Raw genomic sequence first — 24,237 nt, 5'->3', positions numbered from 1 at the left:
CCAAGATGAAAAGACAATTAATTTTAGAAGATGGTAGTGTCTTTGTGGGAGACGCATTTGGTGGTAATGAATATCGTTTAGGTGAAATTGTATTCAATACTGGAATGGGTGGATACCAGGAAGTACTAAGTGATTTATCTTATTGTGGACAAATCGTAATGATGACATACCCAATGGTTGGGAACTATGGAATCAATCGTGATGATTTTGAAAGTATCAATCCAACCGTATATGGATTTGTAGTAGGAGAACATTGTGAACATCCTTCCAACTTTCGCTCAAACATGACATTAGATGAATTCTTAAAGCAAAAAAACATTCCTGGATTAGCAGGAATTGATACAAGAGCACTAACAAAGAAACTTCGTCAGATTGGTACGATGAAGGCAATCATGGCTGACATGGATGTAGATGTGGATAAAGTAGTAAAAGAATTACAAGATGCTCCTTATCCAAGTGGACAGGTAGAGAGCGTTTCAACTCAGAAACCATTCTTAATTCCTAACCGTGGTAAAAAAGTAGCACTAATTGATTTTGGTGCAAAACAGGGAATTATTCGTGAACTTAGCCAACATGGATGTGACATTGTGGTTCTTCCATATAACACAAGTGCTTCGGATGTATTGGCATTAAATCCAGATGGAGTTATGTTATCAAATGGTCCAGGGAATCCAAAAGATGTTGAAGTAGCAATTGATACAATTAAAGACTTATTAGGAAAAGTTCCTATTTTCGGAATCTGTCTTGGACATCAGTTATTATCACTGGCTTGTGGAGCAGATACAATAAAGTTAAAGTTTGGACACCGTGGATGTAATCACCCAGTTATTAACTTAGAAACTGGACAGGTAGATATTACTTCACAAAACCACTCATTTGCAGTGGAAGAAGAAAGCTTAGAAGGAACTGATTTAGTAGTAACTCATAGAGCACTGAATGACAAAAGTGTGGAAGGAGTAAAACATACTTCTTATCCTGCTTTCAGTGTGCAGTATCATCCAGAGGCTTCACCAGGGCCAGAAGATACGAATTACTTATTTGATCAGTTTATGGAATTAATGGATAGTGAAGGAGGGGCAAACTAATGCCTAAGCGTACAGATATTAAAAGAATCCTAGTGATTGGTTCAGGCCCAATCATTATCGGACAAGCTGCGGAGTTTGACTATGCAGGAACACAAGCATGTCAGGCACTTCGCGAAGAAGGATATGAAGTTGTACTTATCAACTCGAACCCTGCAACTATTATGACGGATACAACGGTTGCGGATAAGGTATATATAGAACCGTTAACAGTAGAATTTGCATCTAAAATTATTCATAAAGAAAAACCAGATGCTATCCTAGGAACACTAGGAGGACAAACTGGTCTGAATTTAGTAGTGGAATTAGCGAATGCTGGAATCTTAGAAAAAGAAAATGTTGAGATTTTAGGGACAAAGCTAGATGCAATTGAAAAAGCCGAAGATAGAGAAAAATTTAAAGAATTAATGGAAGAATTGGGACAACCGATTCCTGATAGTACAATTGTACACACCGTAGAAGAATCATTGGAATTCGCTCAAAAAATCGGATATCCAGTAGTTGTACGTCCAGCGTTTACGCTTGGAGGAACTGGTGGGGGATTCGCTCAAAGTGATGAAGAACTTGCAGATATAGCTAAGAATGGTCTGAAGTTATCACCAGTAAACCAATGTCTAATTGAAAAGAGTATTGCTGGATACAAAGAAATTGAGTATGAAGTAATGCGTGACAACAACAATAATGCAATTGTTGTATGTAATATGGAAAACGTGGATCCAGTTGGAATCCATACCGGAGATTCAATTGTTGTTGCACCAGTACAAACATTGAGTGACAGAGAACATCAGATGCTTCGTAATGCATCATTAGATATCATTCGTGCATTAGAGATCAATGGTGGATGTAATGTACAGTTGGCACTAGATCCAGATTCATTCAACTACTATGTAATTGAAGTAAATCCACGTGTATCACGTTCAAGTGCATTAGCCAGTAAGGCAACTGGTTATCCAATTGCAAAGCTTGCAGCTAAGACGGCAGTAGGATTTACTCTAGATGAAATCTTAAACCCAGTAACGAAAACATCATATGCATGTTTTGAACCTTCAATTGATTATATTGTTACGAAGTTACCAAGATTTCCATTTGATAAGTTCCCAAGTGCAGACAGACGTTTAGGAACCCAAATGAAAGCTACTGGAGAAGTTATGTCAATTGGACGTAACTTTGAAGAAAGTTTCTTAAAAGCAGTTCGTTCCATTGAAATGAAAGTTGACCATGTATTTATGAAAGATATGGTTGATATGAATGAAGATGAACTTTGGTTTAAAGTTCGTCAACATGATGATGAAAGAATGTATGCAATCATGGAATTGATTCGTAGAGGTACAACCGTAGAAGCGATTCACAACTTTACGAACATTGATCCATTCTTCTTATATAAACTAGTTCATATTTATGAATTAGAAAAAGAATTAGTGGAAGCACAAGAATCTCATGATTTAGAAGTATTAGAAAAAGTTAAGAAATATGGTTTCTCAGATTCTTATATCGCTAAGGTATGGAATGAGAAAGAAGAAGATGTTTATGAAATGAGAAAAGCACATAATCTGATTCCAGTATATAAAATGGTAGATACTTGTGCAGGTGAGTTCGAATCAAACACACCTTATTTCTATTCAACATACTTGGATGAAAATGAATCAATCAGAAGTGATCGTAAAAAAGTAATTGTACTTGGTTCAGGACCAATCCGTATCGGACAGGGAGTTGAGTTTGATTATGCAACGGTACACTGTGTACTTGCATTACGTGAAGCAGGATATGAAGCAATCGTTATCAACAACAACCCAGAGACGGTATCAACGGATTTCTCAATTTCTGATAAGTTATACTTTGAACCATTAACATTGGAAGATGTAATGCATATCGTTGACTTAGAGGACCCTATTGGAGTAATTGTACAGTTTGGTGGACAAACTGCAATTAACCTTGCAGATGGACTGCAAAAGCGTGGTGTGAAGATTCTAGGTACAACAGTAGAAGACATTAACCTTGCTGAAGACCGTTATGAGTTTGAAGCAATGTTGAATAAGTTAGAGATTCCTCAACCAAAAGGAGAAACAGCATTCGAAGTAGATGCTTCAGTTGAAATCGCAAACCGTATTGGTTATCCAGTACTGGTACGTCCATCGTATGTACTCGGTGGTAGAGCAATGGAAATTGTTCACAATGATGAAGACTTAAGAAAGTATATGAAGAATGCAATGAAAGAAATTTCGCATGATTCACCAATCTTAGTTGATAAATACATTGTTGGTAAGGAAGTTGAAACAGATGCAATCTGTGATGGAGAGCATGTCTACATTCCAGGTATCATGGAACATATCGAACGTGCAGGAGTTCACTCAGGTGACTCAATCAGTGTTTATCCAACCCAAACATTAAGTAATGATGTGAAATATAAAATTATTGAATATACAACAAAAATTGGTAAAGGATTCAACTTTGTTGGATTGTTCAATATTCAGTTCATTGTAGATAAAAACGATACAGTGTATGTACTTGAGGTAAACCCTAGAAGTAGTCGTACCGTACCATTCTTATCAAAGATTACCCATGTGCCAATGGCAAACATTGCAACCAAAGCAGTTATGGGTGAAAGTTTATTGAAACAAGGATACTTAGAAGGAATCAAACGTGAAACTGAACGTGTCTATGTAAAAGCACCAGTCTTCTCATTTGCGAAGTTACGTAGTGTGGATACAACATTAGGACCTGAAATGAAGAGTACAGGGGAAGCCCTTGGTGGTGATGAAACATTAGAAAAAGCATTGTACAAAGCAATGTTGGCATCAGGAGTGAAGATTCCATTACATGGATCTGTACTGATGACAATTGCCGATAACAACAAGGAAGAAGCATTGTCACTTGCAAAACGATTCGAAGAAATCGGATATGGTATCTTTGCGACAAGTGGAACTTGTAAGTTCTTACAGGACAATGGAGTTCATGTTGAAGAAGTTGCGAAAGTAGACAAAGCAGAATTTGATGTATTAGATCTTATCATTAAAGGAAAAGTTGACTATGTAGTAAATACAATGTCACAAGAGAAAGCAGCCAGAGATGATGGATTTATGATTCGTCGTATCTCTGCCGAAAATGGAATCTCTTGTCTTACTTCATTAGATACAGCAGATGCAATTCTAAAAGTAATAGAAGCACAAAGTTTCTCTTCGATTCCAATGGGAGAATAATATGAGAATTAGTCAGGATACAATCATTTCTAACGATAAGATTGCAAAAGATACTTATCAGATGGTGTTACAGCCAGATGAAATGCCAGTGATTTTACCAGGACAGTTTGTGAATATAAAAATTGATGGATTGATGTTACGTCGTCCAATTAGTGTATGTAGTGTGGATGAAACAACGTATATGATTATTTATAAAACAATTGGAGAAGGAACGAAAAGGTTAAGTGAAATGAGTGCTGGTAAAGTACTTGATGTATTAGAACCTCTAGGAAGTTCATTCCCAATTCATGAAGAACTAGATGAAGTGTTACTAATCGGTGGTGGAGTAGGGGTTCCACCACTGTATGAAGTAGCCAAACAATATCGCAAAATGAACAAACAAGTGGCAGTCGTGCTTGGATTCAACGATATGGAATCAAAATTTTATGATATTGAGTTTCGTCGTTTGGGCTGCAGTGTGTATGTAGCTACAATGGATGGGACAAGTGGTATTAAGGGAACCGTTATTGACTGTATCAAAGAATATGGATTGAAAACAGATTTTGTGTATAGCTGTGGACCAATGCGTATGTTGGAAGCAGTTAATAATAATTATTCAAAAGGGTATCTGTCATTTGAAGCAAGAATGGCTTGTGGAATGGGTGCCTGTATGGGATGTGTGTGTAAAGACAGTAAAGATAAAGAACTCTATTATCGTATCTGTAAAGAAGGACCTGTCTTTGAAATAGGAAAGGTGGAAATTGTATGTTAGATATAAAACTACCTGGATTAAATTTAAAGAATCCAATTATTCCAGCAAGTGGATGCTTTGGGTTTGGAAGAGAATTTGCCGACTTATATGATTTAAGTTTACTTGGTGGTATTGCCATCAAGAGTGCTACATTAGAAAAACGTTATGGAAATCCAACACCAAGAATTGCGGAAACTCCTGAAGGAATGCTGAATGCAATTGGGCTTCAAAATCCGGGAGTAGATACAATTATTGAAAAAGAACTTCCATGGTTAGAAACCTTTGATACAGAAATTATTGCGAATGTGGCAGGTGCAACAGAAGAAGATTATATTGAAGTAATCAAACGTTTGAATGATAATAATACTGTAAAGGCATATGAGTTAAACATCAGTTGTCCTAATGTGAAACATGGGGGAATTGGGTTAGGTACATCACCAGAGTTAGCTGCAAACATTACCAGACTGGCTAAAGCAGCAGCAACTAAACCAGTGTATGTAAAGCTATCACCAAATGTAACTGACATTGTATCAATTGCGAAAGCAGTGGAAGAAGTTGGTGCAGATGGAATTGTATTAATCAATACTTTATTAGGTATGCGTTTAGATTTGAATACGGCGAAACCAGTCATTGCGAATGTAACGGGAGGACTAAGTGGTCCCGCAATCAAACCAGTAGCAATTCGTATGGTTTACCAAGTATATCAGGCAGTGAATATCCCAATCATTGGTGTTGGTGGTATTACCTGTGCGCAAGATGTACTGGAGTTCCTATATGCAGGAGCGAGTGCAGTACAAGTAGGTATGTATAATTTTGTGGATCCATTTGTGTGTCCAAAGATTATCGAAGAATTACCAAGCGTTTTAGAACGTTATGGATTAAAGAATATTCAAGAAGCGATCGGGAGGAGTCATCATGAATAAAACAATCGTAGCATTAGATTTTTCAAGTAAAGAAGAAGTAGTAACATTTCTGGAAGCATTTGATGAACCAATTTTTGTGAAGATTGGAATGGAACTGACGTATGCATGTGGATTTGAAATTGTGGAAACTGTAAAAGCAATGGGACACAATATCTTCTTAGATTTAAAACTACATGACATTCCAAACACCGTAAAAGGTGGAATGAAGAACTTAGCGAAACTAGGTGTTGATATTGTAAACTTGCACTGTGCTGGTGGTTCGGTTATGATGAAAGCAGCAATCGAAGGATTAGAAGAAGGTGCAGTGAACGGAAAACGTCCACTATGTATTGGGGTAACTCAATTAACAAGTACATCAAAAGAAATGATGAATGATGAATTAATGATTCCTGGAGATGTATTAGATGCAGTACTACATTACGCTAAGAATGCAAAAGATGCAGGATTAGATGGGGTGGTATGCTCGGTACATGAAGCAGCAGCAATCCACAAGTTATGTGGAGATGACTTCTTAACTGTTACTCCTGGAATTCGTTTAAGCACTGATTCAGTAGATGACCAAAAACGTGTCGCTACTCCTGAGTATGCTAAGAAGCAAGGATGTGACTATATCGTTGTTGGTAGATCAATCACCAACAGTGAAAATCCTAAGCAAACATATATCAATATCGAAGGGATGATGAAATAATGGAAAAATTAATCGCAAAGAATTTATTAGAAGCAGAAGCGGTATTCCTTCGTCCAAATGATCCATTCACTTGGGCATCAGGAATCCAAAGTCCAATTTATTGTGACAACCGTCTGATTTTATCTTACCCAGACAAACGTACAGCCGTTGTAGAAGGGTTTGTGAAGTTAATTAAGAAAGAATACCCAGATGTAGAAGTGATCATGGGAACAGCCACAGCAGGGATTCCTTGGGCTGCTATGGTTGCTGATAAGATGGGATTACCTATGGGATATGTAAGAGGTTCAAACAAAGCTCATGGTAAAGGAAATAAAATCGAAGGTAAGGTAGATGCAAATGCAAAAGTTGTCATCATTGAAGATTTGATTTCAACTGGTGGAAGTGTAAGAGATGTAGTAGATAGTTTAAGAGATGCAAATACTCATGTATTAGGTGTAGCTGCAATCTTTACATATTTATTACCAAAAGCGACAAGTGCATTTGAAGATATGAAATGTGAGTTACGTACATTAAGTGATTATGATTACTTATTAGAAGCAGCTTTAGAGCTTGATTACATCAAGGATAGAGATTTACAAAAACTAAAAGCATTCAAGAATAATCCTAACGATTCTGCTTGGATGGACCTATAAAAAATACAACTTTTTTAAAAAGTTGTATTTTTTTGGAACTTTTTTGTTCGTTCATACGTCATATTAAGTGGAAAGGTACTTTACAGACTTTGACAATTTGAGTTATTTTCAATCTTTCTACTTAACGTATATGCGCATACTCAGCAATTACTTTCTTTACTTTTGCGTGTATATGTTTGCCCTCAGTAGTTTTCAACTCAAAGAAGTATCTTCCACAACTAACTTTGTATTACAAGGACGATGAATAGATATGTGCTATCCCTGGGTGCAGTTCATAACACTTGGTAATACAAACAAACAAAAAGCAACTGGCTGGGAATAGTCAGTTGCTTTTTAGGTGCTTAATCAAAATTGATACAAGTCCTTCAAGGAACTCTTTATCATCTTCATTAAAACGACTGTAGGATGTAGAATCCAGATCCAGTACACCATAGAGTTTATCGTCAATGACAATTGGTACAACAATTTCACTGTTGCTTGCACTATCGCAGGCAATATGTCCTGCAAACTCATGTACATTCTCAACGATGATTGTTTCTCGCTTATATGCGGAAGTACCACACACTCCCTGATTCATTGGAATTAGGGTACAGGCTACTTTGCCTTGAAATGGTCCAAGATACAGTTTCTCATCATATAGATAAAAACCTGCCCAACTGACATCTTCCATCATGTCCATGATGAAAGCAGATGTGTTGGAAAGAATACTGATTTCTTTGTCTACACCTTGCATTAATGCTTCATATTGTTTCAATAATAATTCATCTTTCATAATATCACCTAATTTATTATACAAATATTCGACTGGATAGTGAAGAGTAGATTGAAATTTGTTATAATAGGTAAGTTGAGGTGAAGTATGTTACCAAAGGAAAAAGAATATATTTATATACAAAGTTTTAAACATGATAAATCTTTGCATCGAACGTGGTCAAAAGCATTTGTGATTGAAGCGAACGATGAGCGGATTGTTGCGATTACTGATCGCTCGTATGTCATTGAAGCGGATGGAAGAAAGTGGTTAACTAGGGAACCAGCTATTTGCTTTTTTTATCCAGATAAGTGGTATAACGTGATTAGTATGATTCGTAAGAAAGGTGTTTTTTATTACTGCAATCTTGCGAGTCCAAGTATTTATGATGGTGAAGCATTGAAAAATATAGATTATGATTTAGATATCAAAGTGAATAATGACTTTGAATATTCAATATTAGATGAAGATGAATATGAAGAACATTCGAAGGAAATGGGATATAGTAAAGATCTGGATTATGTAGTTCATAAACAGATGAAGGAATTAATGGAAAGAATTGAGAGAAGAGAATCTCCTTTTGATCATGATGAAATTCAACGATTGTATAATCGTTATCTCATATTGAAAGAAGACAGGAGGCAGTAAGATGTATCAATTTAAAGTAGGAATCGATAGTGAAAAACATGATGCTTTTGTGAAAGGGCATCCTTTGTGTAATTTGCTACAGTCTTCTTCTTGGGCAAAGGTAAAAGATAACTGGAGATCAGTGATTGTTGGAATCGAAGATGATGGAGAACTAATTGCTTCTGCATTAGTTCTGATTAAACCTTTACCATTAGGATTTACGATGTTGTATGTACCGAGAGGTCCAGTCATGGATTATGAAGATGCAAGAGTTGTAAAATTCTTTATTCAGGAATTAAAGAAGTATGCAAAAACACAAAAGTGTTTATTTATAAAAATGGATCCAGGTATTCATGTGAATGATTATCCAATTAGTGAACCAAATAATAATTATTATGATGTAAGTACAATTATGGAAAACTTAAGTAATGTTGGAGCCATACATATGGGATACTCAAAAGAAATTGCCGAAGTAATTCAGCCTAGATATCAGGCAAATGTATATAAGAGTGATACGTTTGAACAGGATTTACCACGTCATACAAAGCGTTTAATCAAAGATGCATTAAAGCGTGACGTAAAAGTGGTAAACGCTGGTAGAGAGCGAATACAGGAGTTCAGTGATGTGGTTGCATTAACGGAACAACGTAAGAATGTTAATTTACGTAATCAGGAGTACTTTGAGCTACTGATGGATACGTATGGAGAGGATGCTTTTTTGTTTCTTGGAGAGGTGAACATCAGTGAATCACTGAAATCTCTTTATGAACAAAAAGCAATCAATGAGAAAGAACTATCAGAAGTTGCTGAGAATTCACGTAAGAAGATCAATCGTTTGAATGATCAGAAAGCGTCAATTGAAAAAAGTATCAAAGAATTTGAAGAGTTACAGGATGATGGTGATGGTAATAAAGTGATTGCTGGAGTACTGTCGATTCGTTTTGGAAATACAATGGAAATGTTGTATGCAGGAATGAATGATAACTTTAAGAAGTTTATGCCTCAATATTATATCTATGTGGAAAATATGAAATTTGCATTTGAGAACGGATGTGATTTCTGTAACATGGGTGGTGTTGAAGGAGACTTACAGGATGGACTTACAAAGTTTAAGTCAAACTTTAATCCAATGATCAATGAATTTATTGGAGAGTTTGATATTCCAGTAAATAAGTTATTATACAAAGCATCACAAACTGCTTATAAATTAAGAAAAGCAAAGAATGCAAAGCATTAAAGAGGTTACTTATGAAGAAAATAGAAATTCATACACTTCAGGATACAAACAATTTAGCCACTAAGATTGCATTATTACTAAATGGTAAGGGATGTATCTGTCTGGCGGGTGATTTGGGTGCAGGGAAAACAACCTTTACCAAAGCACTGGGAAAAGCAATTGGAATTGAAGATGTAATCACTAGTCCTACCTTTACGATTTTAAAAATCTATGAAGGTGAACCAACGTTGTATCATATTGATGCCTATCGTTTGGAAGGAATCACACAGGACTTAGGATTTGAAGAAGTCTTTGAAGACGATGGAATTGTAGTTGTGGAGTGGTATGCATATATCCAGGATATTCTGCCAAAAGAATATCTGCAGATTCATATTGAACTGGATGGAGATAAACGGATATTTGAAATCGAAGGAATCGGAGAAAAATATCAGCAGTTAGAAGGTGAATTATAATGAAAACATTATGTATGGATACATCACATCGTTACTTAGTACTTGTATTAATGGAAGATGATGAAGTAAAAGCTTCTTACAATACGTTTGCTTGGAAGAAACAAAGTGAAATGGTATTTGTGGAGTTAATCAAGTTAATGGATGAGTTATCTTGGGAAGCTAATGATTTAGATGAAGTTGTGATTACCGTAGGTCCTGGAAGTTATACTGGAATTCGTATTGCAATGAGTATTGCCAAGGTGTTTGCTTCAAGTAAGAAGAAAACGTTATATACAATTTCAACTCTGCAGTTGTATGCAGGATTAGAAGATTGTTCGGTAATCTTGGATGCTAGAAGTAATCGTGTTTACTATGGTAAATACAAAGATGGAGTTAAATTAGAAGAAGGAATTAAAACCATTGATGAAGTGAAAACATTAGATGAACACTTCATTGGTGATTTATCGTTATTAGACCAAGAAGATCATAATCCTGATTTTGTGAAAAACTTTAAAGAACTAAGACCATTCTATGAAAAAGTAGAAAATATTCATAGTTTGGTTCCTACGTATCTAAAAGAAGAAAGTGCATATCTGGTGAAGTAACATGATCAGTGAAATGCAACTGGATGATGTGAAAGAAGTTGTTCGAATCGAAAAAGATAACTTCACATTACCTTATGAAGAAAAACAGTATTTGTATGAGATTGAAGATAATCTTTGTGCACAACTGTATGTATTAAAAGAAGAAGATGTTATTGTAGGATATATTGATTTCTGGATTACCTTTGAAAGTTGTCAGTTGTGTAAAATTGCAGTTGATAAAAACTATCAGGGGAAAGGCTATGGAAAACAGTTAATGGAGTTCATGTTTGATAAAGTCAAAGATGAATGTGAAACGATTTTCTTAGAAGTACGTGAATCCAATCAAAGAGCAAGAGCATTCTATGAAGGCTTTGATTTTTGGGAAATCAATGTACGTAAAAACTATTACTCAGATCCCGTTGAAGATGGAATCATTATGGGTAAGATTTTGGTAGGTGAGTAATATGAAAGATGTAATTATATTGGCAATTGAATCCAGTTGTGATGAAAGTGCCTGTGCCATTGTTAAGAATGGTAAAGAAATCTTATCAAATGTAGTTGCAACACAGATAGAAGTACATGAGAAGTTTGGTGGTGTACTTCCTGAAGTAGCAAGTCGACTACATGTGGAAAAGATTTCAGCAGTAATTGAAGAAGCAGTAGAGAAAGCAAATATGAGTGTGGATGATGTAGATGCAATCGCATATACAAGAGGTCCTGGATTAATTGGTAGTTTACATGTTGGTGTACAGGCAGCCAAGACACTTGCCTGGGCATACAAGAAACCATTAATTCCAATTCATCATATTAAGGCGCATATCTTTGCAAATAATCTGATTACCGATTTAAAGTTTCCTTTGATTTCACTAGTTGTTAGTGGTGGTCACAGTGAAATAGTATATATGAAGGACGCAGATTCTTATGATATCCTTGGACAAACACAGGATGATGCAATTGGTGAAGCATACGACAAAGTTGCTCGTGTACTTGATTTAGGTTATCCTGGTGGACCAAAGATCGATAATCTGGCCAAAGGTATTGAACCACAATATACGCTTCCTAAACCAAAGACAGAAGGAACTTATGATTTAAGTTTCAGTGGTTTAAAGAGTGGAGTGCTACAGTTTGTGGATCGAATGAAACGCAAAGGTGAAGAAGTGGAACCAGCAATCTTAGCTGCATCATTTCAAGATACTGCATTAAGTGAAGTTATGGATAAATTAATGTTGGCAGTAGATGACTATCCAGTAAATCAGGTGTTACTTGCTGGTGGGGTAGCTGCAAACAGTGAATTACGTAAACGAATGGAAGCAGCATTTGCAAATCGTAAAGAAGAAATTGTACTGCCACCTCTATGGTGTTGTACTGATAATGCGGCAATGGTTGCAGTGGCTGGATACTTTGCTTATAAGCAACAGGCATTTGGTACATTTGAGCAATCTGCAAAGCCTAGTTTACGCGTAAATGAAAAAAATTAAATATTTCACAAGTGAGTGAGATGTGATACAATACTCTCAGGTGATAATATGAATAAAAAGAAAGTACCAAAGGCTACGCTTCAACGCTATCCAGTATACCTGAAAGCGTTACGTAGATTAAAGAAATATGGACATACGAGAGTGATGTCAAAAGAGTTAAGTGAATTAGTGAATATTGAATCGACAACGATTCGTCGTGACTTCTCATTGCTTGGTAATTTAGGTAAGCAAGGATATGGTTATGACATTGATACACTAATTGATATTTTTAATCAACAATTAGGTGTGGACTTTGATGAAAAAATCATTTTAGTAGGTGCTGGTAACTTAGGTAGAGCACTGATGAAATATAACAAATGGGATCATGTAGTTGGTGAGATTGCTTGTGCCTTTGACATCAATCCGGATCGTCAGGGTGTTCGTTTTAACATACCTGTATATTCAATGGATGAACTGGAAGAAAAGATTCCAGAAGGATGTCGTATCGCGATTCTGACAATCAGTGATAATGTACAGGGTACAGTGGATCAGTTAATTGCATGTGGAATACGTGGAATCGTTGATTTTACGCATAAGCATGTACAAGTACCAAATAATGTCTCATTAAAAGTAGTAGATGTTGTTTCAAGTGTTCAGGAATTGGTATTTGAAACAAACAATTTGGATAACAAAGGAGAATAGATATGTTTGAATATATGACAGTAAGGGAATTGTATGAAATGATGCTTACAGGCTCAGATATGGAAATTGACAGCCTTGAGTATGTTCAGTTAGAAGGATGGATTCGTACAAACCGCAGTAATGGAAAATTAGGTTTTATCGAATTAAATGATGGAACATATTTTCGTAATTGTCAGTTAGTATATAAAAGTGATCTAAGTAACTTTGAAGAAGTAAGTAAATACTCTACAGGAAGTGCAATCAGTGTAACTGGTAAATTAAAAGCAACTCCTGATGGAAAACAACCATATGAAATTGAAGTGACAGAAAGTAAACTTGTAGGGGATTGTGATTCTTCATATCCACTACAAAAGAAACGTCACTCATTTGAATACATGCGTGAAATTGCACACTTAAGACCTAGAGCTAATACGTTCTATGCAATCTTCCGTCTGCGCTCAGTATTGTCAATGGCAATCCATGAGTTCTTCCAAAACCAAGGATTTGTGTATGTGCATACACCAATCATTACTGGAAACGATGCAGAAGGTGCTGGGGAAACATTTACAGTAACAACGAGAGAAGATGCAGACTACGATAAAGATTTCTTTGGTAAACATGCTGCATTAACTGTTTCAGGACAGTTACATGTAGAAGCATTTGCTTTGGCATTTAGAGATGTTTATACATTTGGTCCAACCTTCCGTGCGGAAAACTCAAACACTTCAAGACATGCCAGTGAATTCTGGATGATTGAACCTGAGATTGCATTTGCGGATTTGGATGATGATATGGACTTAATTGAAGATATGGTAAAATTCTGTATTGATTATGTATTAGAAAATGCTTCAGAAGAAATGAACTTCTTTAATACAATGATTGACAAGACAGCAATTGAAAGAATTACGAAAGTTCGTGATTCAGACTTCAAACGTATGACGTATACAGAAGCTGTTGAACACCTGCAAAATGCAGATGTGGAGTTTGAATACCCAGTAGAATGGGGAACCGACCTTCAAAGTGAACATGAACGTTATATTTGTGAGAAAGTAATTGATGGTCCTGTATTCTTAACGGACTATCCAAAAGATATCAAAGCATTCTATATGCGTATCAACGACGATGGAAAAACAGTTGCTGCTACAGACCTGTTAGTTCCTAGTGTTGGAGAATTAGTTGGAGGATCACAACGTGAAGAACGTTATGACGTCCTTAAAGCGCGTATGGATGAAATGGGAGTAGAAGAGGAAGGATTGCAGTGGTATATGGATCTTCGTCGTTACGGAGGCTGTAAACACGCAGGATTCGGTCTTGGATTTGATCGATTCTTGATGTACTTAACAGGAATGCAAAACATTCGTGATGTACAACCATATGCAAGAACACCAAGAAATTTACATTTTTAATAAAAATTATAACCCTTACTAGGTTGATTCAAAATAGTAAGGGTTTTTAATTTTGTAGATCTTTTAATTATTTTGCAATATAATAATTATATGGAGGGTAAAATATATGGAAAATGGTGAAAAAGTAGAGTCGGTCGCAAACTTTCTTGAAAAGATAAAACAAATACTTGATGAAGAAAATCTTGATTGTGATCAGATTGTTTATCGAGGTGAACCTGAAGAATACAGTACACCATGTGTACCGAATTTATTTAGAAATGATAATTATTTAAAAAATGAATATTATGAAAAAAATGTATTAGATGAAGTAATTGCCAATAGATTAAGTAAGGGTAAAAGTTATATAGAGGTTGCCATTGATTCACAGCATGGGGGCTTTCCTAGTCGACTTCTAGATATAAGTTATAATAGTTTGATTGCTTTGCTCTTTGCTACAACACCTCACTACACAAAACCTGTAGATTCTAGTGATAAAAAAGATGGGGTTGTATTTATTATAAAAGTTAACAGAATGTTTTCTGCATCAAGTGAAGGTGCTAAATGTAATTATGATTCGTTAATATCTAATAAAGATGGATGGATACATCATCCAATATTTCATAATAATCACAAATTAATTGACTTTTCGGCATTAAATAAAAGAATAGTTGCTCAGCAAGGTGGAATGATTTTGTTTCAAGGGCTAGTTGCGAGTAAATTATCTAAGCTTGAATATGAAAAGATTATAATAAATCATAAATATAAAGTTAAAATACGAGAAGAATTGTTTAAGATGTTTGGTTATGACAATGGGTTTGTTTATCCAGAAATTAATAATTTGGTAAATTCAATAAATACAAAGAGTATCTTGATAGATAACAGAAAGTTCAGTGAGTTAGTAGAAATAAAAAATACTTTGGATATCATGAAGGATAGGTTAAGCAAATATATAGAAAATGCTGAGTATAGCAAAAAAAACACATTTGAAAATATTATAGATTTTGAGGAAACAATAGTATTGTTTATAGATCAAATAAAAAATACACTAATAAAAGAAAATTTAGAAAGAAAATTGTATGAGGAATTGGTTGAAGAATTATATCGTTATTTAAAGAACTTAAGTATGATTTATGGAAAAGAAATTCATGGATGCCATATAAACTATTATATTGGTGAATTTGAAGATTTAATAAAGAAATTAGTAAATAATAAGAAAGGAAAAAGGGGATGAGGAAAAAATATTTAAATAATATAAAAAAAATAATAGAAGATATACTTATTTTAGAAGATTGTGAATATGATAGTAATGACATTAATAAAATTATAGTTGATAGTGATACAAAGGCAATTAATTCTATAATTTTATCACCAAATAGTCTAGAAAGAAAATATATATTATTTTTTTATCTAGATGAATATGAGTCGCCTAAAAAAAGTATAAAAGATATAGAAGAATCAAGTAAAGATGATGAGGTTGATGAAAAAGTAATAAATACAGAAAAAGAATTAATGATGGAATTTGATGAACAAATAGAGAATCTCTTTAATTACTTAGACACTAATCAAACAAATGGAGAATATCCGGATATAGATAATTTTAAAGGTAATATTGAAAATAGAGAGTTTGAAATAAAAACAGTGTTTTTAGTGCCTACAGTAAAAGAAACTATTGCCTTAGAAAATAACTCTCTTTATAAAAATAGAATAGTAAAAAAATTCAAGGATAGTTTTAATAAAAAACTAAATAAAAGAGAAATGGGGAATACTATTGTTCAAAAAAATATTAGTTACAGTATTCAACAATTTAATGTTTCTTTGGATGGATCGTATAAAATAGAAATAATTGATAGAATCAGAGCATTGGAATTCTCAAAAAAAATATCAATAGATCAAAAAAGAAAAAAGAATATAACAGTTATTTCTCGTGTTTATTATGCTAAACTAAAAGATATTGTCGAATTATATAATAATATAGGAAGTAATCTTTTTTCTTTCAATATCAGATATGGAGTTAAGGATATCTTATCAGTGGACTCTGAAATTATTAAAACATTAGAAGAAGACCCTAAAAACTTTGCTTTTTTTAATAATGGAATTTCTATGTTTGTTGATAAGGAAAACTTAAATTGTTCAAATCAATACGATAGTATAGAAGTGACTTTTAAAAATAATAATATTTCGGTAGTTAATGGTGCACAAACTATTACTGCGGCATCAAATTTCTTTTTTAAAAATAATAGTGACAAAATAAAGGCCGCTGAGAAAGATGCGTTTGTACTACTAAAAGTTTTAACGATAGATGGAGAGAATGTAAGTTCTTTTAAAGATGATCATGTGAAAAAATTTATTGATAATACTACCATTGCATTAAATAGACAGAAACCTATTAAGGAAGAAGATATTAATTATTTGAATCCATTTGTAGTACTATTTAATTCAACAAGTGCTTTAATGAAGTATAAAACAGTTATAATTGGGAAGAAAGGAGAAAAGGAGTTCCTTGAAGAAAGTAAAGTGATTTCATTGCCAATTTTTGCTAGATTATGTACTGCATATTTAGAAAAAAACCCAGGAGATGCTAGGTCTAAATCTACAAAAGCGTTACTAGAAATTAAGGAGGATCCTGAAACAGGCATAAAATTATTTGATAATAAGGAATTATTCGTGATTGATAAAGATAATTTGAATTCAGCAAAAGTTTATAGAAAAATTTATGATGAGAACTACAAACCATTATATTTTGCTTTTGAATTATACTCTAAACTAGATGGAATTATAAAAAAAGCCAAACAATTAGATGAGGTAAGCAATGATAAAAATTTATTTACAATTATTGCAAATGGAAAACTAATGTTTCTCTCTTATATCATAAATAGATTAAATAATCCTAAATTAGAAAAAAATAAAAAGTTTGATGATTTTAATGTAGATATTAAGTGGATAAATGATAATCTGGATGAAATGGTAATTTTAAACATTGCCAAAACATATAATTCTTTATTAGAGGAGGGGTATATGTTGAGTAGTAATGATTTCAAAGGAAATATAAAAAAGTTTGATGAACTATTAAAAACTGAATTACCTCCTAAGGAATAAAAAGTTATATTTCAATATATAAAATCTTATTTAGTGTATGAAGCATAATGATAAAAAGAAGTGTTTACTCTTAGTGAATACTTCTTTTTATTATATAAGAGTATAAAACTAAAATTGTAATTAATAAAATCGTTGAGACTAATGGAATATAAATCATATAACTCTTATATCCACTAAATGATAATACTGCACACACTAAGTATATAGCTCCTGTTAATAAGAATAAGTATCCACCAAGATGGTGTGTTTTATTCCAAACCATTTCATCTTCTAATGCCCATGGAGTTTTAATACCTAATAATCTATTTTGTCTTACTTTAGGTAAGTAATTACCAATGATAATAAATAAGATACCAATGATTACAATAAGAATTGACATATTCATATCATATCCCATCGCATTCATATAAGAGATGTACATAAAGACATTACTTAGAATTGGAAGTAACCAATTAATAAGAAGATTATATAGTGTACTAGAGCGAGCTCCTGCAGCTTTAGGTTTTGATAATGCACTATTAAGGAATAACAGTAATCCAGCCATAAATAGTGGAAGTACAAAGATCACTAGATTCTTATCAATTAAATTATCTACATTACCTGCAGAGTCCCAGTGAATTGCCAGTTTACTTGGTAAATCATTGTATAAGTATAATCCAACAACAATTGGAAATAAACATGCAATACATGGAATAATATATTTTTTATTTTTCATCACTTTCTCCTCCTCTGAATTGAGAAATCCATAATGATATTTCTTCAAATACGGATATATTGACCTGGTAGTAGATAAAGTTTTTTTGTTTATTTTCATATACCAGATTTGCTTTCTTTAAAATAGATAGGTGATAGGAAATCGTTGCATTTGTTAGATTAAACTGTTTCGCAATATCTCCAGCCATTTTTTCACCATCTTTTAAATACGTAAGGATATCTCGTCTGACTGGGTCAGCCAAAGCTTTAAATGTTTCGGGAAACCCCATACTCATACCTCCAATCTATTTAGATAATTATCTAAATAGATTATATACCCACTGAAAAAGAAAAACAAGACCTATTTAGAAATTTATCTAAATAGGTCTAATTGAATGTAAGTGTTATATTTACAATCTCACTATCAGTGAATAGTCGGGAAGGGATTCCCCACGTACCAGCACCAGAGGATACTACCATAGGATATGGACGTTCATAGAATCCATAGTTATGTGAGTACTGTACTGGAACAAGTAAGTTCATCGGAAAGATTTGTCCGTTATGGGTGTGCCCAGATAACTGTAAATCAATACCTTCACTATCATCAACGATTGGTTGATGATCCAACACAATAATGATATTGTCATCATTATACTCTTTAGCTAATTCATCCATTGATTCACGATTACTGTTTCTTCTTACATCTAGACGTCCAATGATTGCGATATTATCAATCAGTGCTGATTCATCATTTAAGATAGTAATATCTGCTTTATTTAATACATCTTCATATCGGTTTTGTGTATCACTATAAAACTCATGGTTACCATAAATGTAATAAACTCCATATGTAGACTTTAGTTTGCTAAGGTAGGGAATTGACATCTCTAAGTCATCATCCGTTGTATTCTCATCAAAGATATCTCCACCAAGTAAGATAACATCGGGTTTCATATCGTTTGTCTTTTCAACGATTTTCTTCAGTTCATCTTCATTTACAGAAGTTCCTAAATGAATATCACTAATATAAGCGATATTAAGCTCGTCTAAGCTACTTTTCTTATCTACATGGTAAGTGTATGTAGTAATACCAATTTGTTTCGCATGCATGTTTGTATAAACTCCTAGGATGATTGATAAGACCATGCAACCTGCTGCAATCCTTCTACGAATAATACGCATCTCTTTATTTCGTTTCTTTTTAATAAAAGAAATGATATCGATTGTGATAAAAAATAGAAATGATAAATACACAAAGAAAAAGAAGACGCTGGTTCCAAATAGAATCAAAGTTTTCATTAAGTTACTTTGAAATGTATAATCAGAAAAGAAACGTAAGATAAACAGAATCTGAAATCCAAAGATGAAACTATATACGATAATTTTATTTCTTCTGGTTTGAGTAAGAATATGAGTATAGCGTACAGTAGTATAAAATGTAATAACTAAAAGTACAAGAAGGGAAAACAGTTTAAAAATAATCATTGATAACTCCTTTTCTATATCATACCACCAACCGTAAAGTTTGTATTAAAAAAGACTTGCATTACTTACAAGTCTGTCCATTTGCGTCATTGCTTTCAACTAATGTTTTTAAACTAGGATATTGTTTTCCATCTTTTTCAGCTAATAGTTGTTCACTAATAAGACTATTAGAAATTAAAGTATCCATGTCTGCTTTTTCAAAATCTATTATTAACTCTACTGAAATGTTTTCATCATCATTATTGATCTTTGATGTGAATGTTACACCATCAATACTTTCGTATGAACTTTTCCAATAGTCTACATAAGATTTCGCTGTATCTTTATCAAGTCCCATTGTTTCAAATGAGAATGATAAGTTTTCAGTAATTTTAAGTACTTCATCATCCTTAGATTCAATTTTAGCTTCATAGTCAGAGCCTGAATCTTTATTAGTACACGTAGTTGTATCATTGCTACTGCCACATGCAGTTACAAAGAATACGATAGCCATAAAAGCGATTAATTTTTTCATTTATAAATGCCCTCCATATTTAATACTAATCTATTGTAACAAAAATAAAAGGCTAAATATAGCCCTTATTTATGAAATCGTTTTAAGAATGTTTGTGTTCTTTCATGTTTAGGATTTGTAATTACTTCTTCAGGAGAGCCTTCTTCAACTATTACTCCCTGATCCATGAAGATAATACGATTTGATACATCTCTTGCGAATTGCATCTCATGAGTAACGATAGCCATCGTTAATCCTTCAATTGCTAAATCCTTCATGATTTGAAGTACATCACCAACCATCTCTGGATCTAATGCACTGGTTGGTTCATCAAATAATAATACTTCGGGATCCATACAAAGCGCTCTGGCGATTGCTACACGCTGTTTCTGTCCACCTGAAAGTTGGACACTACCTGCACTGGCAAACTCCTTCATACCTACTTTATCGAGGTAATAGAGTGCTTTCTCTTTTGCTTCTTCTTTACTTCTCTTCAATACTTTGATTTGACCAATCATACAGTTTTCTAATACTGTCTTGTTATTGAAAAGATTAAAGCTTTGAAATACCATTCCAACTTTCGAACGAAGTTGATTTACATCTATTTCATTCTTACAGATATCTTTTCCATGATAGAGAATTTCTCCACCTGTTGGTTTTTCTAATAAATTAATACAACGTAGTAGGGTACTCTTACCACTACCACTGGAACCAATAATCGTTACTACTTCACCTTTATCAATGTGGAAATTGATATCTTTAAGAACATGTAAGTTTCCAAAGTTTTTCTTTAAATGTTGAATATCAATAATTGTATCTGCCATATTAAATCTCTCTTTCCACTGTATCAGGTACTTTATTCATGTGTTTTTCAATCAGACTTAAGATGATTGTAGCCACACTTGTCATTAACAGATAAATAATTGTCGCAATAAAGAAGTTTTCCGTATACTGCATTGTTGAACCAGCGGATGATGTTGTCTGAAAATACAAATCAATTACACTGATTACATTCAGCATACTACTATCTTTAATGTTTACAATTAATTGGTTTCCAATTGAAGGAAATGAATTCTTAATTGCCTGAGGCAAGATTACATACATCATCGTTTGAGCATTGTTCATACCAATACTTCTGGCACCTTCACGTTGTCCGTTATCAACAGATTGGATACCGGAACGAATAATTTCTGTCATATAAGCACCTGTATTAATTGAAATAATAACTAACCCTGCAGTCAGTGCATCCCACTGTAAGAGCCCTTTCAATCCATAGTAAATCAACATGGCCTGAACCATCATTGGTGTTCCTCTAAAGAACCATACATAGATGCTAACAAATGCATGCATAATCTTCTTGAAAATCTTGGTAATTGCTTTATCGTTATCATTTACTTCAAAGGTACGAGCAGTACCCATTAAAAGTCCAATGATTAATCCAGCAACCGTACCAACAACAGCCAGTAGTATCGTAATCTTAATACCATACCAGAATAATGGCCAGTTGTTTTCAAAAATCCAAGTTACTTTTTCAAAGAATGATTTCTGTGCTGCTAATATAAATACTTCCATAAGTCCTCACTATTCTTGTTTTGGTTGGTTTTCTCTAGCAGTTTCCATTAGTTCATTACGTTTGTCTTCACTAATTTTATCTAATGCTGCTTGCACTTTATTAAAGAAGTCTCCATCACGACTACCTTCTTTTAAACCAATTGATACACTTGTATCGATCTCAAATCCTTTACCTTCATCAAAGTGAATAACAGTTAAATCAGGATTTGCTTCCACTGCTCCTAAAGCAACAGGTAATTCTGCAGTAATTCCATCAACATCACCATTTTGTAGTGCAACAATCATTTCTGGATACGTTGCTTTTGGTGTTGCATGCGTTACTCCATCGATTTGTTCAATAATTGTATCGTAGTTTGTACTCTTTTGACCAATTACTGTTTTACCACTAAATTGTTGGATATCTGTATAGCTCTCAGTTTCATCACCTTTACGTACAATCATAACCATTTCACTTTCATAATATGGAGTTGTAAAGTCAATACCATTTTCTCTGTCATCATTTGCAGTCATACCAGCGATGATTGCATCAATTTCGCCAGAGTCCAGAGCAGGTTGTAAACCATCCCAAGATAATTTCTTGATTTCTAAATCCATATCTAATTCATCTGCGATTTCTTGAGCAATCATTACATCATAACCATCACAGTACCCAGCACCACCTAATGAAACACTTGTATCTGTTTCACTACTTGTCTGCCAGTTGAATGGAGCATAGTTACATTCCATTCCAACAACAAATGTATCTTTATCATCGCTTGTGTCATCACTACTTCCACCACAACCACTTGCAAATAATACACCTGCCAATAATAATACGCTAAATTTTTTCATCATTTTTCTCCTTCTCCCATTAAAATAAAAAAGTCGGCAAGCACACCTCACCGACATCATTGTCTAGTTTTGGGATAGCGCTTTTACAATAACTGTAAACAGTGATATAGATATTCTCTATATCCCCATGACAAATATATGCCTATATTTATCATTCGGCGAACAGCCCCTAGACAATGTATCAAATGAATGCCTTCTCTACATTGCTTCTTAATTGCTCGCAACCTCTATCAATATAAATTGTATAAATAGATTATAGCAGTATATTTCAATAGTGCAATAGGTTTGAATGAAAATTACTTCTATATATTCTATGATTTCTTTACTATATATTAAATATTTAATCTAAGATGGCTAAGAAAATATTGATTTAATATTTTAATGATAATAATAGTATAAAAAGCAACTTCAAAATATGGTATTTGTTTTCTTGCTAAAGAAATAATTGAATCAAAGCAATTGTTAATTGAGTGATTTCTTTTAAGCATATTTTATGATAAAATATGTATTCAAAACAAAGTATAAAAATGATAAAATTTTAGATAGTTAAAGTAAAATGAGAATCATTTAAATTAGAGGTGGATAATGAGTTATAAAGTAGTAGATTTATTTTGTGGTGCTGGTGGTTTATCCAGAGGTTTTATGGATGCAGGGTTTGATATTGTTTTAGGTGTTGATTTTAACGATAAAGCATTAGAAACCTTTGAGGCAAATCATGGAGGAGCAGAAGCTTTTAAATTAGATTTGTTTGACTTGGACAATATAAGTAAAATACGAGACAAGCTTGCAAGTAAAAAAATAGATGATTTAGATGTTTTAATTGGAGGACCTCCATGTCAAGGTTTTTCTCTAGCTGGAAATAGAGTAGAGAGTGATGAGCGAAATAAATTATATACTGCTATGGTTGAGACAGCTAAACAATTAAAACCCAAGGTTATTCTATTAGAAAATGTTCCAGGATTGATTAAGTTATATGATGGAAAAGTAGCAAACAAAATAGTAGATGATTTTAGTTCTCTTGGATATAGTGTTAAAAAGAAAGTTCTATATGCTCCAAACTATGGAGTTCCACAAATAAGAAAGAGAGTTTTTTTTGTTGCTGTAAAAAATGGATTACCAGAATTTGAATTTCCTCAACCATTAATAGATGATGAGTCGAAATTTATATCTTGTGAGGATGCAATTTCGGATCTCCCTCCATTAATTGATATCAAAGGGGATATTATTCAAGACTATCCAACGAAACCATTAAGTGATTATCAGAAAAAAATGAGAAAAAAATCTAAAGAGATACATAATCATATAGGGACTATCCATACTGAGAAAACAAAAAAAATGATATCAATGGTTCCAGAAGGTAAAAATTATAAAGCTCTTCCTGAAAAATATAGGGCTGAATATACTTATCATGAATCATTGACACGATATCATAGTAAAAGACCTTCAAGAACTATTGATACAGGTCATAGAACACATTTTCATTATAAATTAAATAGAATTCCAACAGTTAGAGAAAGTGCGAGACTACAAAGTTTTCCTGATGATTTTATTTTTTTAGGAAATAAAGCTGATCAATATAAACAAGTCGGCAATGCAGTTCCACCACTTTTAGGAAAAGCATTAGCAGAATCTATACTATCGTTGCTTAAGAAAGGAACATAA

General features: G+C 33.5%; 25 protein-coding genes and 1 riboswitch. Of the genes, 17 read left to right on the top strand and 8 right to left on the bottom strand.

The window, feature by feature from the left end; genetic code table 11:
* Window positions 1-5 precede the first annotated feature (5 nt).
* The 6 genes from J2S15_RS14595 to pyrE are packed head-to-tail and all read left to right on the top strand — an operon-like array spanning window position 6 to window position 7,252.
* Complete coding sequence (locus J2S15_RS14595; RefSeq protein ID WP_307409602.1) at window positions 6-1,085, top strand: carbamoyl phosphate synthase small subunit; 1,080 nt, start codon at window positions 6-8, stop codon at window positions 1,083-1,085.
* Window positions 1,085-4,279 (top strand): carbamoyl-phosphate synthase large subunit, encoded by a 3,195-nt coding sequence (carB, locus tag J2S15_RS14590; protein ID WP_307409600.1) that lies wholly within the window; start codon window positions 1,085-1,087, stop codon window positions 4,277-4,279. The genes J2S15_RS14595 and carB overlap by 1 nt, the downstream gene beginning before the upstream one ends.
* A 1-nt stretch (window position 4,280) precedes the next feature.
* Window positions 4,281-5,030, top strand: coding sequence for a dihydroorotate dehydrogenase electron transfer subunit (locus J2S15_RS14585; RefSeq protein ID WP_307409598.1), 750 nt, complete (start codon window positions 4,281-4,283; stop codon window positions 5,028-5,030).
* A complete protein-coding gene (locus J2S15_RS14580; RefSeq protein ID WP_307409596.1) occupies window positions 5,024-5,932 on the top strand; it encodes a dihydroorotate dehydrogenase in 909 nt (302 codons plus the stop codon). Before J2S15_RS14585 ends, J2S15_RS14580 begins: the two co-directional genes overlap by 7 nt.
* Window positions 5,925-6,620: an orotidine-5'-phosphate decarboxylase gene (gene pyrF / locus J2S15_RS14575; protein WP_307409594.1), complete on the top strand. Its 696-nt coding sequence runs from the start codon at window positions 5,925-5,927 to the stop codon at window positions 6,618-6,620. The genes J2S15_RS14580 and pyrF overlap by 8 nt, the downstream gene beginning before the upstream one ends.
* Entirely contained in the window at window positions 6,620-7,252 is a 633-nt protein-coding gene (gene pyrE, locus J2S15_RS14570) for an orotate phosphoribosyltransferase (RefSeq protein WP_307409592.1), read from the top strand. The genes pyrF and pyrE overlap by 1 nt, the downstream gene beginning before the upstream one ends.
* A gap of 322 nt (window positions 7,253-7,574) precedes the next feature.
* Here the strand turns inward: pyrE and msrC are convergent, their stop codons facing one another.
* A complete protein-coding gene (gene msrC / locus J2S15_RS14565) occupies window positions 7,575-8,024 on the bottom strand; it encodes a free L-methionine (R)-S-oxide reductase MsrC (protein WP_307409590.1) in 450 nt (149 codons plus the stop codon).
* A gap of 87 nt (window positions 8,025-8,111) precedes the next feature.
* Between msrC and J2S15_RS14560 the strand changes: the two genes are divergently transcribed.
* From J2S15_RS14560 to J2S15_RS14515, 10 genes are all read left to right on the top strand, one after another.
* Window positions 8,112-8,651: a DUF402 domain-containing protein gene (locus J2S15_RS14560; protein ID WP_307409588.1), complete on the top strand. Its 540-nt coding sequence runs from the start codon at window positions 8,112-8,114 to the stop codon at window positions 8,649-8,651.
* A gap of 1 nt (window position 8,652) precedes the next feature.
* The gene (locus J2S15_RS14555) at window positions 8,653-9,867 is read left to right on the top strand and encodes an aminoacyltransferase (RefSeq protein WP_307409586.1); all 1,215 of its coding nucleotides are present in this window, start codon (window positions 8,653-8,655) and stop codon (window positions 9,865-9,867) included.
* A gap of 11 nt (window positions 9,868-9,878) precedes the next feature.
* Window positions 9,879-10,319 (top strand): tRNA (adenosine(37)-N6)-threonylcarbamoyltransferase complex ATPase subunit type 1 TsaE, encoded by a 441-nt coding sequence (gene tsaE / locus J2S15_RS14550; RefSeq protein WP_307409584.1) that lies wholly within the window; start codon window positions 9,879-9,881, stop codon window positions 10,317-10,319.
* On the top strand, window positions 10,319-10,903 hold the full coding sequence (gene tsaB, locus J2S15_RS14545) for a tRNA (adenosine(37)-N6)-threonylcarbamoyltransferase complex dimerization subunit type 1 TsaB (protein WP_307409582.1): 585 nt from the start codon (window positions 10,319-10,321) through the stop codon (window positions 10,901-10,903). The genes tsaE and tsaB overlap by 1 nt, the downstream gene beginning before the upstream one ends.
* Before the next feature lies 1 nt (window position 10,904).
* Window positions 10,905-11,345 carry a ribosomal protein S18-alanine N-acetyltransferase gene (rimI, locus tag J2S15_RS14540; RefSeq protein ID WP_307409580.1) on the top strand — a complete coding sequence of 147 codons (441 nt, stop codon included), beginning with the start codon at window positions 10,905-10,907 and terminating at the stop codon, window positions 11,343-11,345.
* A 1-nt stretch (window position 11,346) separates the two neighbouring features.
* The gene (gene tsaD, locus J2S15_RS14535; protein WP_307409578.1) at window positions 11,347-12,360 is read left to right on the top strand and encodes a tRNA (adenosine(37)-N6)-threonylcarbamoyltransferase complex transferase subunit TsaD; all 1,014 of its coding nucleotides are present in this window, start codon (window positions 11,347-11,349) and stop codon (window positions 12,358-12,360) included.
* A gap of 48 nt (window positions 12,361-12,408) precedes the next feature.
* A complete protein-coding gene (locus tag J2S15_RS14530; RefSeq protein WP_307409576.1) occupies window positions 12,409-13,041 on the top strand; it encodes a redox-sensing transcriptional repressor Rex in 633 nt (210 codons plus the stop codon).
* Window positions 13,042-13,043: 2 nt separating this feature from the next.
* The gene (gene asnS, locus J2S15_RS14525; RefSeq protein WP_307409574.1) at window positions 13,044-14,426 is read left to right on the top strand and encodes an asparagine--tRNA ligase; all 1,383 of its coding nucleotides are present in this window, start codon (window positions 13,044-13,046) and stop codon (window positions 14,424-14,426) included.
* Between the two features lie 106 nt (window positions 14,427-14,532).
* Window positions 14,533-15,636 carry an FRG domain-containing protein gene (locus J2S15_RS14520; protein WP_307409572.1) on the top strand — a complete coding sequence of 368 codons (1,104 nt, stop codon included), beginning with the start codon at window positions 14,533-14,535 and terminating at the stop codon, window positions 15,634-15,636.
* Window positions 15,633-17,501: an AIPR family protein gene (locus J2S15_RS14515; protein ID WP_307409570.1), complete on the top strand. Its 1,869-nt coding sequence runs from the start codon at window positions 15,633-15,635 to the stop codon at window positions 17,499-17,501. Before J2S15_RS14520 ends, J2S15_RS14515 begins: the two co-directional genes overlap by 4 nt.
* 70 nt (window positions 17,502-17,571) lie before the next feature.
* Here J2S15_RS14515 and J2S15_RS14510 read toward each other — a convergent pair whose 3' ends face one another.
* The 7 genes from J2S15_RS14510 to J2S15_RS14480 all read right to left on the bottom strand — a co-directional run bounded on the left by J2S15_RS14510 (window position 17,572) and on the right by J2S15_RS14480 (window position 22,575).
* Window positions 17,572-18,216: an SdpI family protein gene (locus tag J2S15_RS14510; RefSeq protein ID WP_307409568.1), complete on the bottom strand. Its 645-nt coding sequence runs from the start codon at window positions 18,214-18,216 to the stop codon at window positions 17,572-17,574.
* Window positions 18,206-18,484 carry an autorepressor SdpR family transcription factor gene (locus J2S15_RS14505; protein WP_307409566.1) on the bottom strand — a complete coding sequence of 93 codons (279 nt, stop codon included), beginning with the start codon at window positions 18,482-18,484 and terminating at the stop codon, window positions 18,206-18,208. The genes J2S15_RS14510 and J2S15_RS14505 overlap by 11 nt, the downstream gene beginning before the upstream one ends.
* A gap of 97 nt (window positions 18,485-18,581) precedes the next feature.
* Complete coding sequence (locus J2S15_RS14500; RefSeq protein WP_307409564.1) at window positions 18,582-19,679, bottom strand: metallophosphoesterase; 1,098 nt, start codon at window positions 19,677-19,679, stop codon at window positions 18,582-18,584.
* A 61-nt stretch (window positions 19,680-19,740) separates the two neighbouring features.
* Complete coding sequence (locus J2S15_RS14495; protein WP_307409562.1) at window positions 19,741-20,193, bottom strand: DUF1307 domain-containing protein; 453 nt, start codon at window positions 20,191-20,193, stop codon at window positions 19,741-19,743.
* 65 nt (window positions 20,194-20,258) lie between these two features.
* Window positions 20,259-20,996, bottom strand: coding sequence for an amino acid ABC transporter ATP-binding protein (locus J2S15_RS14490; RefSeq protein ID WP_307409561.1), 738 nt, complete (start codon window positions 20,994-20,996; stop codon window positions 20,259-20,261).
* 1 nt (window position 20,997) lies between these two features.
* Window positions 20,998-21,744, bottom strand: coding sequence for an amino acid ABC transporter permease (locus J2S15_RS14485; RefSeq protein ID WP_307409559.1), 747 nt, complete (start codon window positions 21,742-21,744; stop codon window positions 20,998-21,000).
* Between the two features lie 9 nt (window positions 21,745-21,753).
* Window positions 21,754-22,575 (bottom strand): transporter substrate-binding domain-containing protein, encoded by an 822-nt coding sequence (locus J2S15_RS14480; protein ID WP_307409557.1) that lies wholly within the window; start codon window positions 22,573-22,575, stop codon window positions 21,754-21,756.
* A 67-nt stretch (window positions 22,576-22,642) separates the two neighbouring features.
* Window positions 22,643-22,813, bottom strand: a riboswitch (Lysine riboswitch).
* A 347-nt stretch (window positions 22,814-23,160) separates the two neighbouring features.
* On the opposite strand from J2S15_RS14480, the gene J2S15_RS14475 reads away from it, so the two are divergent.
* Window positions 23,161-24,237 (top strand): DNA cytosine methyltransferase, encoded by a 1,077-nt coding sequence (locus J2S15_RS14475; protein ID WP_307409555.1) that lies wholly within the window; start codon window positions 23,161-23,163, stop codon window positions 24,235-24,237.

The sequence above is a fragment of the Breznakia pachnodae genome (assembly GCF_030814225.1).
Taxonomy (GTDB): domain Bacteria; phylum Bacillota_I; class Bacilli_A; order Erysipelotrichales; family Erysipelotrichaceae; genus Breznakia; species Breznakia pachnodae.
The sequence above is the reverse complement of the archived record's forward strand: the minus strand, read 5'-3'. Positions and strand labels throughout refer to the sequence as shown.